General features: G+C 44.8%; 13 protein-coding genes. 1 reads left to right on the forward strand and 12 read right to left on the reverse strand.

What is annotated here, in order from left to right; translation table 11 throughout:
• The 8 genes from F459_RS0108855 to F459_RS0108890 all read right to left on the reverse strand — a co-directional run bounded on the left by F459_RS0108855 (position 1) and on the right by F459_RS0108890 (position 8,931).
• On the reverse strand, positions 1 to 1,200 hold the full coding sequence (locus F459_RS0108855; protein ID WP_020612377.1) for a MalY/PatB family protein: 1,200 nt from the start codon (positions 1,198 to 1,200) through the stop codon (positions 1 to 3).
• Between the two features lie 25 nt (positions 1,201 to 1,225).
• Positions 1,226 to 2,062, reverse strand: coding sequence for a carbohydrate ABC transporter permease (locus F459_RS0108860; protein ID WP_020612378.1), 837 nt, complete (start codon positions 2,060 to 2,062; stop codon positions 1,226 to 1,228).
• On the reverse strand, positions 2,059 to 2,946 hold the full coding sequence (locus tag F459_RS22170) for a carbohydrate ABC transporter permease (RefSeq protein WP_020612379.1): 888 nt from the start codon (positions 2,944 to 2,946) through the stop codon (positions 2,059 to 2,061). Before F459_RS22170 ends, F459_RS0108860 begins: the two co-directional genes overlap by 4 nt.
• Positions 2,947 to 3,021: 75 nt before the next feature.
• Positions 3,022 to 4,335: an ABC transporter substrate-binding protein gene (locus tag F459_RS0108870; RefSeq protein ID WP_020612380.1), complete on the reverse strand. Its 1,314-nt coding sequence runs from the start codon at positions 4,333 to 4,335 to the stop codon at positions 3,022 to 3,024.
• Positions 4,336 to 4,433: 98 nt separating this feature from the next.
• On the reverse strand, positions 4,434 to 5,465 hold the full coding sequence (gene pdxA / locus F459_RS0108875; protein WP_020612381.1) for a 4-hydroxythreonine-4-phosphate dehydrogenase PdxA: 1,032 nt from the start codon (positions 5,463 to 5,465) through the stop codon (positions 4,434 to 4,436).
• 17 nt (positions 5,466 to 5,482) lie between these two features.
• A complete protein-coding gene (locus F459_RS0108880; RefSeq protein ID WP_020612382.1) occupies positions 5,483 to 6,637 on the reverse strand; it encodes an iron-containing alcohol dehydrogenase in 1,155 nt (384 codons plus the stop codon).
• The gene (locus tag F459_RS0108885) at positions 6,615 to 7,940 is read right to left on the reverse strand and encodes a four-carbon acid sugar kinase family protein (RefSeq protein ID WP_020612383.1); all 1,326 of its coding nucleotides are present in this window, start codon (positions 7,938 to 7,940) and stop codon (positions 6,615 to 6,617) included. The genes F459_RS0108880 and F459_RS0108885 overlap by 23 nt, the downstream gene beginning before the upstream one ends.
• 40 nt (positions 7,941 to 7,980) lie before the next feature.
• Complete coding sequence (locus F459_RS0108890; RefSeq protein WP_020612384.1) at positions 7,981 to 8,931, reverse strand: dihydrodipicolinate synthase family protein; 951 nt, start codon at positions 8,929 to 8,931, stop codon at positions 7,981 to 7,983.
• A 258-nt stretch (positions 8,932 to 9,189) separates the two neighbouring features.
• On the opposite strand from F459_RS0108890, the gene F459_RS0108895 reads away from it, so the two are divergent.
• On the forward strand, positions 9,190 to 11,079 hold the full coding sequence (locus tag F459_RS0108895) for a sigma-54-dependent Fis family transcriptional regulator (protein WP_020612385.1): 1,890 nt from the start codon (positions 9,190 to 9,192) through the stop codon (positions 11,077 to 11,079).
• 79 nt (positions 11,080 to 11,158) lie between these two features.
• Here F459_RS0108895 and F459_RS0108900 read toward each other — a convergent pair whose 3' ends face one another.
• The 4 genes from F459_RS0108900 to F459_RS0108920 form a co-directional block, all read right to left on the reverse strand.
• Complete coding sequence (locus tag F459_RS0108900; protein WP_020612386.1) at positions 11,159 to 12,118, reverse strand: sugar ABC transporter substrate-binding protein; 960 nt, start codon at positions 12,116 to 12,118, stop codon at positions 11,159 to 11,161.
• A gap of 231 nt (positions 12,119 to 12,349) precedes the next feature.
• A complete protein-coding gene (locus F459_RS0108910; RefSeq protein ID WP_020612388.1) occupies positions 12,350 to 13,381 on the reverse strand; it encodes an ABC transporter permease in 1,032 nt (343 codons plus the stop codon).
• Entirely contained in the window at positions 13,381 to 14,406 is a 1,026-nt protein-coding gene (gene iolG, locus F459_RS0108915) for an inositol 2-dehydrogenase (RefSeq protein ID WP_020612389.1), read from the reverse strand. The genes F459_RS0108910 and iolG overlap by 1 nt, the downstream gene beginning before the upstream one ends.
• A complete protein-coding gene (locus F459_RS0108920) occupies positions 14,403 to 15,902 on the reverse strand; it encodes a sugar ABC transporter ATP-binding protein (protein WP_245540130.1) in 1,500 nt (499 codons plus the stop codon). The genes iolG and F459_RS0108920 overlap by 4 nt, the downstream gene beginning before the upstream one ends.
• Positions 15,903 to 15,951: the final 49 nt, after the last annotated feature.

Raw genomic sequence — 15,951 nt, forward strand, 5'->3', positions numbered from 1 at the left:
TCACTCACTACGCCCTCCGAGTGAAGCTACTGCATCGTGCAAAGAGCAAAGCCCTTTTTCGAGGATTGATCTTGGGCATGCAATATTGATACGCATAAACCCACTCCCAGAAGAACCAAACCAATGGCCTGCATCAACAGCGATCTTTGCTTTCTTAAAGAATAAATCGTCAAGCTCATCATTGGATAGCGCCAATGCCCGACAGTCAATCCACATTAGATATGTTCCTTCTGGTTCAGTCACCTTTAAGATTGGAATTCGTCGACTTATGTAATCTGACAAGAAAGCAATGTTGGTTTGTAAATATTCCAATAGCTGCTTACGATATTCCTCTCCATGAGTGTATGCCGCTTCAGTGGCGACTAAGCCAAAACAATTAGGTCCAGCAACATGGTGAATATCTAACATCTCATTATAGCGATCTAATAGATTTTTATTTTTACTTATTATCACTGCCGTTTTTAAACCCGCAAGATTAAATGTTTTACTAGGTGATACAAGAGTGACCGTATTATTAGCTATTTCATCAGAAAGTGAAGCAAGGGGAATATGCCTCCTGCTGCCGAATACAAAATCACAGTGAATCTCATCCGAAAAAATTATAACACCATATTTTTTACAAAGATTCCCAATCGACAAAAGTTCTTCTTTTCTCCAAACTCGAGATACAGGGTTATGTGGAGAACATAAGATCATCGCCTTCACACTTGGCTCTTTGAGTTTTCTCTCGAGATCGGCAAAATCAATTTCATATTTTCCATCATGCTTTTGGCAAAGAGGATTTTCTTCGACTACACGATTATTTTGACGTATTATCCTTGAAAAAGGATAATAGACAGGAGGCTGAATAACGATTTTATCTCCAATATTCGTAAAGGCCCGAATCATAATTGTTAAACCTGTCACGACTCCCGGAGAGAAAGAAATCCATTCTTTTAAAAGGAGCCATTTATGTTGTGTGGCAAACCACGAGATAACAGCATCAGAAAATGCATCATCACGAAAGACATATCCAAAAATTCCATGTTCAACTCGGGCCTTTAAGGCATCGATAACAGGGCGAGGGGAAGAGAAATCCATGTCGGCAACCCAGAAGGGAAGAAGGTCATTACTCCCGAATTTGCCTTGGAGAGAATTCCATTTTAGACTATCAGTCCCTATGCGGTTTATGATTGCATCAAAATTATATTTCTCGGTCATAGTTTTTATAACTCCTCTCGATACCTCAACCTTTAACCGCACCAGCTCCCCAGCCTTTAATTAACGCTTTTTGTGTATAGAGGAAAATGATCAATGAAGGTACACTAACCAAAACACTACCCGTCAAGATAAACTCCCACAATGTATCAAACTGCCCAATAAAGCCATTTAAACCTACAGGATACGTCATTTTAGCGTCGGTGCTTATCATAACTAAGGCAATGATGTACTCACTCCAAGACAGAGTAAAAGCATATACACTGATAGCGACTATACCGGGAACAATAATAGGCAGTACTATAGTGAATAGAGTCCTAAGGCGCCCGGCACCATCGATTGCAGCAGCCTCTTCAACTTCTGCCGGAACCGTCATAACAAAAGAACGCAACATCCATAAACAGTAAGGAAGACACAACGCAATATAGGCTAACATCAATCCATATAGAGTGTTTACCAATCCAAGTTTCTGGAACCAGAGATACAAGGGAATGATCAATAGAACATTTGGAAGAAAATACGCATATAAAGAGAAGGTCGCTAAAAAATTCCTTCCGCGGTAGGTAAACCTTGCCAAACTATAGGCACCCATAATTGATATAAGGGTTGTCAATGCTACAACAAACACCGTTACGATAAAACTGTTTAGAACAAACATGCTAAACTGCGTATCAGTGAAAAGGTGAATATAATTCTCAAACGTCCAATGTTTTGGAAGAACTGTCGGAGGTATATTAAAGAATTCCGACTTTGGCCTCACTGAGCATAAGAAAACCCAAATAATAGGCCCCATAGCAAATAAAACAAAAACAATAATACAAAGATAAAATAAAATTCGCAGTATTCGTTTCTTGGCTTTCATCATACTTCCACCGTCTCATTCATCTTACTAAGTTTCATGTAGAGGAACACAACAATAGAAACAATTGTTGCAATAATTAAGGTAATTGCAGATCCTCTTCCCAGCTGCATTCCGGTAAAGGCATATTTATAGGCGTAGAGAGGCATAGTTGTAGTTGCAACACCAGGGCCACCACCGGTTAGCATATAAATTTGATCAAATTTCTTGAACATGAAAATTATTCGAAGCATGGCAACAACACCAACTACATTTTTTATTGACGGCATAGTAATATACCAAAATGATGTCCAGAAATTTGCACCATCCATTTTTGCCGATTCATAGAGTTCTTTTGGAATTGTCTGCAACCCTGCAAGTACATTAATTACAACAAATGGATAATATGACCATATACCAATGATAATATTTATTAAAAAAGCCTTAGCAGGTGTTCCCAACCAACTAATAGTATGATCAATTAAGCCAGCACTTATAAGCATAGAATTGATAATTCCATAACTCTCATTTAATAACCATCGCCACATCAAAGTAATAGAAATCATTGGCATAAAGAAAGGCAATAGAATAAAAGCCCTCGCTAATCCTCTTCCTCGAAAATCTTCATTCAAAAAAAGCGCAACTATTATACCAATAACCATCTGTCCAACTACAGTAGTAAATACCCAGATCATACTTAGTTTCGTTGCATTCCAGAAGTCGGGATCTCGAAATGTTTCAAGATAATTGGCAAATCCCACAAAGTGGCCTTTGATTTCATAAATTAACTGTGAATGGAAGCTTAATTTTATTGCAAAACAAAAAGGATAAATGATAAGAGCGGCAAGCGCTATCAATGCTGGTAGCAATAGTAGGATACCCATTCCGTTTTCTTTTTTCGTGTAATGCAAAGGATTCTCCTTTATTTTCTGTAAAAAGCAGGGTAACCGTCAAAAGACGATTACTCCCGCATTTTCTCAGTATGCTCAATCAATAGAAAACATGCTCCGCCATTCTTTTGCTATTGTCGTTAGTGCTTCTTCAGGAGTTTTCTGGCCGCTTATTGCCTTGTGCAGTTCATTTGCAAATACAGGGGCAGAAATTGCACGTCCGAAATAGGGGTTAACAACACCATTATTTCTAAACTGAAAGTCTGTTCCATATTTATAGGCGAGATCCATCGATTTCTTTACAATATTACTCCAGCGTGCGATGGCAGGATAGTCAAAGTAGTCGTCATTGTTAAGCCAGCCCTGCCGTACAGGTAAGCTATGTCCGGGAACCGCAGCTGTAAGGAATTTATAGTACTGCTTATCACTCATATAGAATTCAACAAACTTTTTAGCAGCTTCTACATTCTTTGAATTGCTAAATACAACAAAATCATTAATGGTTGCCTTTACCAATGGTTCTGTAGCCTTCGGGCCAACAGGGCCTGCCGCAACATCAACCTTATCGTGCAATTCCGGGTTATACCGGTCGATAATAGACATCATTCGTCCAGGGAAACGTACCATTGCGACAACTCCTTTGGCAAACATAAGGCCAAGATCGCTGGTAGTAACAGTAATTGCTCCCGGTGGACAATATTGTGTCATATCACAAAGGTACTGGAGAGCCTCAATTGCAATTGGAGAATCAATTGTTACATTATTGTTTTCGTCAAATGCATCACCTCCAAATGCCCACAAAATCTGCAAATAATCGCCACTGACATCCGATGGTGATAAAGAAATACCTAAACCCCAACGGTCTATCTGGCCATCACCATTGAGGTCTACAGTCAAAGCCTTTGCAGCGTCCTTCCATTCATCCATGGTCTGTGGAACAGCAATGCCGGCTTCAGTAAATAAATCCTTTCGATAATACAGAATTTTAGACTCGGTTGCAGCAGGAATATCATATATCTTACCATCTTGCGTCGGAGTCACGAATCTCTGCGGTATATCCCCCAATTCCTTATAAACATCGTCAAGTTCCGCAAGATATCCTTCATCAACTAGCCCTGCAATATATCGGGGAGAGAGAAAAGCCACATCAGGAGCCGTCCCGGCTCTTAACATTGCAGAAAGTTTTGGCAAGACCTGTTCCAAATCTGCATGGCTCAGAATAACTTTTATTCCAGGATTTTCTGCTTCAAAATCACTAATAATCGAGTTGTCCGTTTCAATAGAGGTCGGATCAGTTTCCGGTGTAAGATAAGTAATCTCTACACCCTTATCCTGCTGTCCCTGACTCCACAGTGATGGTACCATCAAAACACAACACATCAACATTACAATACATGTCCGCTTAATCATAAGCTCCCCCTTCAATCTTTATATTTCTACAAACGAAAGCTTTTGTGAGGCAGTCTTGCTGCCTAGGAAAATCCTTTTTTCATATGCCCTCCCCTCCTCTATTTTCCTTTTGTCGCCAGCAGCGCACCGTAATGAATGGCTTCAATCATGCTTTGCGGATTCGCGGTGCCCTTACCGGCCTTTCCAAATGCCGTCCCATGATCCACGGAGCTTCGAACAATTGGCAGACCGAGCGTTATATTTACTCCGCTGACAGCATCCCATTTTCCGGTATTGTTATCATATTTAAATCCAGTCAATTTTAGGGGGATATGGCCTTGATCGTGGTACATCACGACAACAACATCGTACTGACCGGCCAGTGCCTTTGAAAAAACCGTATCCGGGGGCAAAGGACCTGACACATTCAGCCCTTCTGCGCCTGCCTGCTTAATTGCAGGGATGATTTCTTTCATCTCTTCATCGCCGAACATGCCGTTTTCACCGGCATGAGGATTTAGCCCGGCCACAGCAATGTTCGGCTCATCAAAACCAAGCTGCACAAGCGCACCATGCGCCAGTCTGATGACTTCAAGGACCCTATCTTTTTTGACAAGATCACAGGCCTTGCGCAGCGATACGTGGGTCGATACATGTACCACACGAAGTGGATCATGAATGAGCATCATCGCGTAATGCTTTGTCTTGGTCTTCTCTGCAAATATTTCCGTATGCCCGCTATAGTGGAACCCCGCGCGATTAATAGAATCCTTATTTATTGGAGTGGTGATGACACCGGCAACCTTTTTTTCAAGCGAGAGATCGATTGCCTTGTCAATGGATTCAAAGGCCGCCTTCCCGGAGCTCGCCAACACCTTGCCGAAAACAAGGGTATCCATATCTACATTGTTCAGTTCCAGATACTCAATCGTTCCGTATGCTCCAACCGCCTCGAGGGGATCTTCCAACCTCTTAAGCTTCAACGGCGATGCAACCATGTTGATGGCATGCTTCAATACCGCGCCATCGGCAACGACAACGGGAATACACTCCGCATAAACCTTCTTTTCCGACAGGGCCTTGACGATTATCTCCGGACCGATACCAGATGGATCTCCCATCGTCAGGGCAAGTCTTGGCAACTCCTTCATTACGTAAACATCTCCTTTTATTGTATCTGTTCGTAGATCGACCGTATTTGCGCCTTTGTCATGGGCTTTGCATTGTTATCGAGTAAACGCTTTGTTTCGATCGCACCCTCAACCAAATCATCGATATCCTGATGTTTGATACCGAAATGTACCAGATTAGTGGGGATTTTCAGCTCGGAAACAAATCCATAGATCCATTCGATAAGTGACGTCACCGTTTCATCGATGCTCTGTTTTTTCTCAAGCCCAAAATAGGGAACCGCTTCGTAAAGTTTTTCGTTTACCGCATCTTTATTAAAGTCAATGACAGGAGCCAATAGCATGGCGTTCGCCACTCCGTGCGGAATGTGAAAAAGGGCACCCATAGGATAGGAAAGAGCATGTACCGCCGTAGTTCCCGAAAGGGTAATGCACATCCCGGCATAGAATGAGGCAAAAAGCAAATCCGTTCTGGCATCCACATCCTGTCCATTGGCAAATACCTTTTTCAGGCTTCGGCTTATTCGTTTTATTGCTTCCAGGGCAAGGAGGTCGCTAAGCGGTGTCGCCTTACGGGAAGTATAGCATTCCAATGCATGAGCCAATGCATCAAGACCCGTAGATGCAGTTACCTGTGGCGGTAACGACAACGTCAATTCGGGATCGAGAATGACATAGTCGGGAAGAAGTTCGCTACTTATCACCGCCGCCTTCATTTTCTTTTCTGGCAGAGCAAAAATCGCATTCTTTGTAGCTTCAGAACCGGTTCCCGCCGTTGTGGGAATAAGACATGTTGGGGTGGACCGATGGAGAGCCTGGGCCGAATCGATAACAGCATCAAGTGTCTCCCCTGTTTTCAATAAGCATCCTAAGATTTTTGCCGTATCGAGAACCGATCCTCCACCCACACCGATAATAACGCCGCATGCGTGTTTCCGGCATTCCTCAATGATGGAATTCGCATTCTGTACATTGGGTTCCCGTTCCACACTATCAACGACAAACACCGACCATCCTGCGGTGGAAAGATTATGGATAATCGAATCGCTAAGCCCTGCAGCTCTGACTCCTTTATCGGTAAGCAGGATCGCATCCTTTTCCTTTATACCGGAAAGCATCTCATCCAGTTGAGCAATGCTCCCTGCACCGGCCTTCACCAGACCGGGTGTTTCAAGGGTAAATTGTTGTATCATAAGAATCTCCTACATTCACTTTTCCGCCGTATCGAAGAAAATCGATAACTTTCTCAAACGTATCAATTTCTCCAAACCCTCCGGCTTTCGTTATCATATATATGGGTTCACTAAGATCAGGAGATGAGAGCTGGCAAAGCGGGATTCCCGGTAAGATCTCTTTCTTTAGACTTATTGACGAGGCATGAAGCTTTCTCACAATATTAAAGGCCGTATCGCCACCTGTGGCAAATAAGGTCCTGATATTACAATGCAGAAGAACCTGCTTTACTATCTCGCCAATGCAATCAGCAACTTCTTCCCCAATATCCTTTACGGCACTTCGAGCCACCTCATCGTTATCTTCACGATGGTTCTTGTTTCTCTCCCTGACTGTTTTTAATAAGATATGCGTTGAATCATCATCGATCGCCATAATGCCTGCTACGGCACTCGAAATAGCTTCTTCTCTGTTCCTTATTATCGTTTCGACATCGATATCGATCTGGCGAACGTGACGCCCATTCGCCAGAAGATGCTGAACCTGCTCCGACGACACCTGCTTGATACTGCCGACTGCAAAGAGAACCCTCGGTGAGATGAGAAAAGACTTTTTCACGGACTCTGTTTTTTTCTCAGCCAGAACTTTCCCTAAGCCTGAAGAACCGACAAACAATCTTTGTGCCCTCATAATGGAAGCAACATGTACAATTCGTGTTATATGTGCAGGCTCAAGAGCATCAAAAACAATTATCTTATTACCGGCTTTTCTTTCATGTTCCAAAGCGTGAATAAGATTCTCATCAGAAGCCTGAATAGTGCGAAAGGTTATTAAACCAACTTTACGCTTTGTTTGCTGCGATATGATATCGGGAACAAAGGAACTATCAACCGGTGCAAACGGATCTTTTCCAAATTCCGATAGATGAAGCTTTATTCCATGTATGTAGCACATGCCGTCTTTAACAATCCGGCCGTTCTCAGGAGCGGCCGGAACAACAAACGCCTCGGAATATCCACAGGCATCCATCAAAGCATCAATCTCAGATCCCACATTCCCACGCAGTGTCGAATCAATCTTTTTTACAACGTTGTCTTTCGTTCTATCACCAAGAAGCTCAATTGTATGAAAGACCTTATCATATGCCTCTCTTGCCTTTAGATGCCTGGATTCCGTATCAATGATAAGAACAGGGACATTCAGGTAATCCTTTCCAAGTGGAGGATGGGGCTGAATCAACACAACAGGGTCAATATCGCCATCAATGAATTGTATTCCGGTGTCATTTGCACCGGTAAAATCATCCGCAATGATCGTAAACATGAGTAGTGATGCCTCCGGGATACCGCTTTATGGATTGCTGCTATTTGACGGTCAGACCGGTCTTAATCATCAATTCTTTCAGCTTCTTCCGTTCTTCTTCATTCGGACGAACGAATGGAAGCCGTTCATGGTCTCCCATTGGCCTTCCGGCTATTCGGGCCATCTCTTTTCCATACGCCGAAGACTTATACATATCACCGGCGAAGATATAGGCGTACAAATCAAGATACCGCTCCCACAGCTCCTGACATCTGGCAAAATCTCCACTTCTGTCTACCTCATCGATCTCCAGAGCCGCTTTGGGATCGTAATTCGCGGTAAAGTGATTGTGTCCCACGATTCCAAACTGATAATCAAGCGGCATCAAAGAACGGTAGGTATTCCCATTCAGCGTAAAGCGTTTTCCAAAATCACGTGCAACCTGTCTGAGCTTTCTCACATCGGAGGTCGTCTCTTTGAGGGCAACGATATGATCGATGGTCGCCAATCGGCCGATACACTCCAGCGACATATCCTTACCGGTAACCAAGGGATTGTTATAAACCATGATCCCAATCTCGGTGGCATCGGCAATAGCTTTAAAATGACGATAGACAATGTCGTCAGTGGGATTGGGATAATAGAACGGCGCAAGGACCATGATGGCATCGGCACCGGCAGCTTCTGCATACTTTGCAAGCTTGATTACCTGAGAGGTACCCGGCCTTACACAGCCGACAACGATGGGTACTTCCCCCTTGGCTTCTTCAACAACAATATTGATCAGCTTCTCATACTCGGCATCGGACAGAGAAAACCCTTCCCCATTCGAGCCTGCGATAACCTGAATGCCTTTTCCGGTAACCAAGCCTCCCTCTATCATAAATCGAGTATTTTCTCGAAGTGCCTTTTCATCGATTTCGGTATCGGATGAAAATGGAGTAAGTTGGATGTTGATGACTCCCCTCAAAAGCGGCTTCACCTCGCTGCGCGAAAGACCTTTTCTTCCCATTCTAAAACTCTCCTTCTCGTATAGATTTCTTTCATACCGGTATCTGCAGGATACGTGCCAAGAAATCACAATAAGCATAATTTATTATTACATATAGAAATATGAACTGATCTGAATGGTTATTCTTTTTTTAAATAAAACCGGACCGGCTCATTTTGCACCACCACTGATGCAAAACCCATCATCTCCACACACTTTGAAGATGATGGCCACGCTTTTATTGTTGACAGATGTGATATTTCAGTTTCTCATTATTGTATGAGTCTTTTAGTAATTGCTCCCTATCCTGATTTGTTGCAGCAAGCGCAGGAGGTTGCGGCGCAGCACAGTTCGGAGATTATCGTTGTACAAGGTGATCTTGAGAATGGGCTTAAGCGGGCGATGCAGATCACGGAGTCCCACGATATCGATTTAATCATAAGCAGAGGAGGAACGGCTTCCCTCCTAAAAAAACAATTAAACAAGATTGTCATTGAAATACGAGTGACAGGTTATGATCTTTTACGTGCCATATATCCACATTTTATTGCAAATAAACGTATTGCCTTAGTTGGCTACGAGAATATTATCTACGGGGTACGAAGCATAAGCGATATTCTCGATGCCTATCTGGGAATTTTCACCATCACACAATCGATAGATGTCGAAAGTGTCATAGAGAAAGCAATCCGATGGGGCACCGATATTATCATCGGTGATGCTGTCTCCATTGGTCTCGGCCGAAAAAAAGGGATTGAAGTACAGCTCATAAAATCCGGAAAGGAAGCAATCGAAAATGCCGTCCAAGAAGCTTTGCAGCTACGGGAGCAAATGATCGAAAAAATTGCGACCTTGCAACGTATGGACTCCATCATTGAACATTCCGAAAATGGTATCATCTATATTGATTCCAATCGTGAAATCAAGCAGGTCAATAGTGTTGCGACCAAGTGTCTTCAGAAAAGTGCGGAGCAGCTGTTGAACAAGAAGATCGATCAGACCTGCCTGCATGAAACAATCAAACAGTGTCTTTCACAGAGGAATAGCGGTGACAAGGGAACCGTTGTCAAACTTGGAGCAAAGACCGCCTACATAGAAACTGTAGGGCTCCAAGTAGGAGACAAAAATGAGGGAACCATCGCCTTCATCCAAGACATTGGTAAGATTCAGAAACTTGAGGCTCAAATCAGAAGGGAATTATCAAATAAGGGACTGAGAGCTCACTATTCCTTCGATAAGATGATTACAAGTGACCCAGCAAACAAGCTGATCATCGAAAAGGCAAAACAATACAGCCTTACTGATTCAACGATTCTCTTGTTAGGGGAAACAGGGACGGGGAAAGAGTTTTTTGCGCAAAGCATCCATAATTTTTCTCCGAGGAAAAACGGCCCTTTTGTTGCTGTCAATTGTGCGGCTCTGCCTGATACGCTTCTGGAAAGTGAATTGTTCGGCTATACCGAAGGTGCTTTTACCGGGGCCAACAAGGGAGGGAAACAGGGACTCTTTGAGATGGCACACCTTGGAACCATTTTCTTGGATGAGATAAACGAAATGAACATACAACTTCAAGCTCGTTTTCTCCGGGTCTTGCAGGAAAAAGAGATTATGCGAGTCGGAGATAATAAGGTCATCAGCGTAGACGTCCGGGTGATTGCCGCATCAAATAAAAATCTTTACAAAGAGGTCATATCCGGAAAGTTCCGAAGCGATCTTTATTATCGGATAAAAGTTCTCGACATCGGGGTATTGGCATTGCGAGATAAGCCCCAAGACATCTATCCGCTTTTTAAATACTTCATCCATCACTTTTCCGAAAAATATGGATATACGCTCCCTCACTTTCCTAAAGATTTTACAGACCAGTTAACGTTATATCCGTGGCCAGGCAATATACGAGAATTAAAAAATTTCAGTGAAAAATTTGTCATCCTTTCCTCGGTTAACAATTCACCACAGAAGCTTGTTGATGAGTTGTTTGTACATGATGAATCTCTCAAAAACAGCAGTACCGAAACAGGCGCAAAGGATTTAAAGGCCGTCGAACAGGATTATATACAGTCGGTTCTCGAGCGGGTCAATTATAACATGAGTAAAGCAGCAGCCATCCTTGGCATAAACCGAAGTACGCTGAGGCGGAGACTCAATGAGGACAGCGAGAGGGAATAATGGCTACGCGTAAAGATGACAAAGGGGGCCTTTTTAGGCCCCCTTTGTTATACCTGTCTATCGACGTATCGTCGATTTTTTAGGACTGACTATCAAGAGCAGCCTGTGCATTTTCTTTGGTGATGATGTCGACACCACTATCGATGCGCTTTTCAATCGTTTCGCCCTTTGCTGCCTTTATGGCATTCTCTACTCCGAGGTATCCCATCATTTCAGGCTTCTGAGCGACAGTCCCGAAAAGGCCACCTTCAAGGATTGATTTCAGAGCGTCCTTGTTGCCGTCCACACCCATAACCAGAGCCTTTGCGCCTGCCTGCTGAAGTGCACGAAGAGCACCAAGGGCCATCTCATCGTTTGAGCAAAAGACGATGTCAACATTCTTGTTGACCTGCAAGATATTCTGCATAACGGTATAAGCTTTTTCTCGGTCGCTGTATCCGGGCTGACGAGCAACTACTTCGATTCCGGCAGCCTTGAAAGCATCACCGGCACCATCGGCTCGCTCGGTTGTCGTGGGATTACCGGGAGCGCCTTCGATAAGGACTGCAGCACCACTTGTTTTTCCCAAAGCTTTTATAAGAGCCTCACCACCGGACTTTCCTGCAGTGTAGTTTTCGGTACCGATAAAGGTATCATACTCGGCAAGATCACCCATGGGGGTATCAACCAGGATAACGGGGATTCCCATATCCTTGGCAGAGCGAAGAACATTGACAGCCGTCGGAGGCTGAGAGGGAGAGAAAACCAGAGCTGCGGGTTTTGCAGTCAGGGCATCTTGGACCATGTTGATCTGCTGCTCAACAGCATCTTCGGTCGGCGGGCCAAGCTTAATCAGTTCGACATCGTACTTTGCAGCAGCTTCATCAGCTCCCTTAACAACACGTTTCCAATATTCACTGCTCAAGGTTTTCAGAACCACAGCAATTTCCATCTTGCCGCCGTCTTTACTATCAGCCGATTCCTGACCGCCCTGGGCGAAGATATTCAACGAAGTCAGCGCGAATGCCAGAGTCAAGAGACTCACACATACCTTTTTCATTTCATCCCTCCTGTACTATTTGGAAAACTATGATAAGCCGAGCTCTGCGGCTTTTTGCGGATACGAATGCTACCGCGACATCCTCGATTCCTTGAACGCCCGGGCTTCCTCTTGCATACATCACAAGAGATTGCTTTTCCATGCCCTGCGTTTGGGAGCAATCACATCTCCCAGCTTTCGCTATTTCTGTTCCCTTCTGCCTCCTTCATCTGATTATCATGTATGTAATCATCATGCACGCTTTGCAGCTGCCTGCCGCAAAACATCGAGGTAAACAGCCAAGATAATGACAACACCAATGGCAACCGTCTGGTATGCCGAATCGACATTGAGCAAATTCAAACCATTGCGCAGAACAGCAATGATCATAACCCCGATAATCGTATTCAGAATCTTTCCAACACCACCGGCGAAACTGGCACCGCCGATAATAACGGCCGCAATGGCGTCGGTCTCGTAATCGGTACCGGCAAGGGGATAGGCAGCATTCACACGCCCTACAAGAAGGATACCGGCAAGTGCCGACATAAAACCGCTGAGGGTATAGACAATGCACAGTACCTTGTCGACATTGATGCCACTTAAGCGGCTGGCTTCAACATTTCCACCGACCGCGTAGATATGACGCCCTACAGCCGTATATGTCATGAAAATGTACATAACCGCATACACAATAACAACCAAAAGGGCACTTGAGGGAATCGGCCCGACGGATCTGCTTCCCAGATACTGAATGGAAAGAGCAAATCCACTGATCGGCGCGGCCGCCGTAACGGCCAAGGCAAGGCCTCGGGCGATCATCTTGGTACCCATGGTTGAAATAAAGGGATGAGGAAGCTTCAACTTTGTAAGAAGAAGACCATTTACCAAGCCGAATAAACTTCCAACTGCAAGACAAAGTAGCATAGCCACAATGGGGTTAATCCCCAGATTGACGGCAAATATTCCCATCATCATGATGGAAAGGGCAAGGATCGATCCTATCGAAAGATCAATACCGGCTGTCAGAATAGCCAGGAATTCACCAACGGAAATAACGGCACTGACTGTTGCCTGCGACATGACATTTTTCAAGTTGGCAAGAGTCAGAAATCTTGGAGAAAGAACCGAAATGATCACACAAAGGACGATCAGACTCAGAATAATGCCCAGACTTCCCCTTCGCTTCTTCTTTTTCGGCTGATTTCCGTTTGCTCCGCCTTCGGATTGCGTCACTGTCTGCTTCTCCTTGGACGCACCTTCGTTTGTTGTGTTCGTACTCATTATTTCCTCCCTAACGCTACAGTACGGCCGGACACCAAAGAAGTTTGTGCCGCCTCGGCAATCTCCATCGCCGCTACCCCATCATCCACACCAACGGCCGGAGGATTATGTGCAAGAACATCCTCCACAAAATGCTCCATCTCGGAGAGGTATGCCTGCGCAAAGCGCTCAAGAAAACCGGGCACGGTTTTCATGGAAACACCCTTTGCATCCATCATTACCACTGGTTCATCTTGCATTTTACCGATAAAGGCCGCGCCCTCGGTACAGACCACTTCCGTTCGCACATCGTAACCATATCGCGAATTGCGACTACCCTCGACAGACGCCAGGGTCCCGTTCGAAAAGCTAAGATCGATATTCACGTGATCGATATCACCTATGGACCGTAACGCTTCATAACGAACGACAGAACCCCGTGCGTATACCTCGGTAACCTCACCTTCGAGAAACCAGCGGCATAAATCGATATCATGAATGCAAAGATCCATGATTAATCCTCCACTGGTTTTGGCAAACTCTATGGGAGGACAGGAGGGGTCACGACTGATGCCCAACAGTGAAACAGGGGTTCCGATGGCACCCGACTCAATGCGTTCTTTCGCCGCCGCATAACCGGTGTCGAATCTGCGCATGAAACCAAGTTGAACAAAACTTCCATGATCTCTCACAAGACGCTGAAGTTCCCGAGCCTCCTGCAGATTAAGCGAAAGTGGCTTTTCACAGAAAATGGCCTTTCCGGAAGCTACTGCATCACGCAGCATCACGGCATGCATACTTGTAGAGGAAGCGATAATTACCGCATCAATATCCGCACCTTGCAGCACGTCATGATAGTCCGTATAAACCTTCACATCCGGATAGACGGAAGAAAACCGTTTACAGGCATCAACTGATACATCCGAAACGGCAACAAGCTCCGCACCGGATATGGTACCGGCAAGATTTGCCGCATGCCGCCAACCTAATCGCCCTAAACCTATGACCGCACATTTCAATCTGTCCACAATGACCCCATTACTCATACTGGTATTCCGGACGCAGCATACATAATCTTTTCTTGTGAGAAATCATCACGAACCAGTTCTCCGGTAAGAGAACCTTCATGCATAACGATAATTCTGTCGGCCATACCCATGCATTCATCCATCTCAGAACTGATCATGATGACGGCAGCCCCTCCGGCAACCAGCTCGTTAATAAGATTGTAGACTTCGATTTTCGCTCCAACATCAATACCGCGGGTAGGTTCATCAAAGATGAAAATTTTCGCCTGCGTCATCAACCATTTCGCGATGACCACCTTCTGCTGGTTTCCTCCGCTCAATTGGCTGGAAACGGTAAAAACGTCCGGAACCTTAATACGAAGGTCATTAACCATCTTGACCGATTCTTTCCTGATCTTCGGGAGATCAATAAAGAATTTTCTTTTCTTAAACTTCTTAAGGCTGACCAAAGTAGCATTGAATTCAACGGATTGAAGAAGAATCAGCCCCTGCCCCTTCCTATCCTCCGTGAGGAAAGCAATGCCGGCATTAATGGAGTCACGAGGCGACTTGATAGTCACCTTCTGTCCGTTGATGAAGACCTCTCCCGAATCGATCGGATCGGCGCCCATCAGACCACGGGCAACCTCGGTGCGGCCTGCTCCCACCAGCCCGGAAACTCCCAGAATCTCACCGGCATGGACCTTGAAGCTTATATCCTCATAGACACCCTTGTGCGTCAAATTTTTGACTTCAAGAACGACATCACCCTGAGGAAAAATCTTTTTGGGATACTTGTTTGTGATATCGCGTCCGACCATGAGCTTAACAATATCATCGACAGAAACCTCATCGATTCTCTTGTTTGCAACGACCTGGCCGTCTCGCATGACCGTCAAAGCGTCACAAATGGACTTCACCTCTTCAAGTCGGTGAGAGATGAAAATCATTGTGACATTCTTTTCACGTAGCTTTTCAATGATTCGAAACAACTCTCCGGCTTCTTTTTCACTCAGACTGGCAGTTGGCTCATCCATGATGATGAGTTTTGCCGAGGCATTTACCGCCTTACAGATCTCAACCATCTGGCATTGTCCAACACCGAGCATGGTCATAGGCGTTTTGGGATCGATATCGAGATCAAAATCCTTGAGGACCTTCTCCGCTAATTCCTCCTGTCTGCCCAGGTCAAGAAAGCTTCCCTTTTTCAATTCTCTTCCGAGAAAAATATTCTCGGTTACCGTCATGTACGACACTTGATTAAGTTCCTGATAGATACAGGCAATACCAAGATTCATCGCTTCATGAGGAAGAAGAGACGGAAAACTTTCGCCGTCGAAAACAATCTCCCCAGAATCAGGAGAATGAGCACCGGCAAGCACCTTAATAAGCGTTGACTTTCCGGCACCGTTCTCACCGACGAGCCCATGAACCTCCCCCCGTCGGACGTTCATGCTCACTTCATCCAACGCCAAAACACCAGGGTATTTTTTCGTGATGTTCCGCAATTCCAGCAAGTGTTCTTCGGTTTTCAAAAATCCCTCCTTGCCTCCATCGTCTCCTCCCATTGCATAAAATAAGGCA

Source organism: Sediminispirochaeta bajacaliforniensis DSM 16054 (assembly GCF_000378205.1).
Taxonomy (GTDB): Bacteria; Spirochaetota; Spirochaetia; order DSM-16054; family Sediminispirochaetaceae; genus Sediminispirochaeta; species Sediminispirochaeta bajacaliforniensis.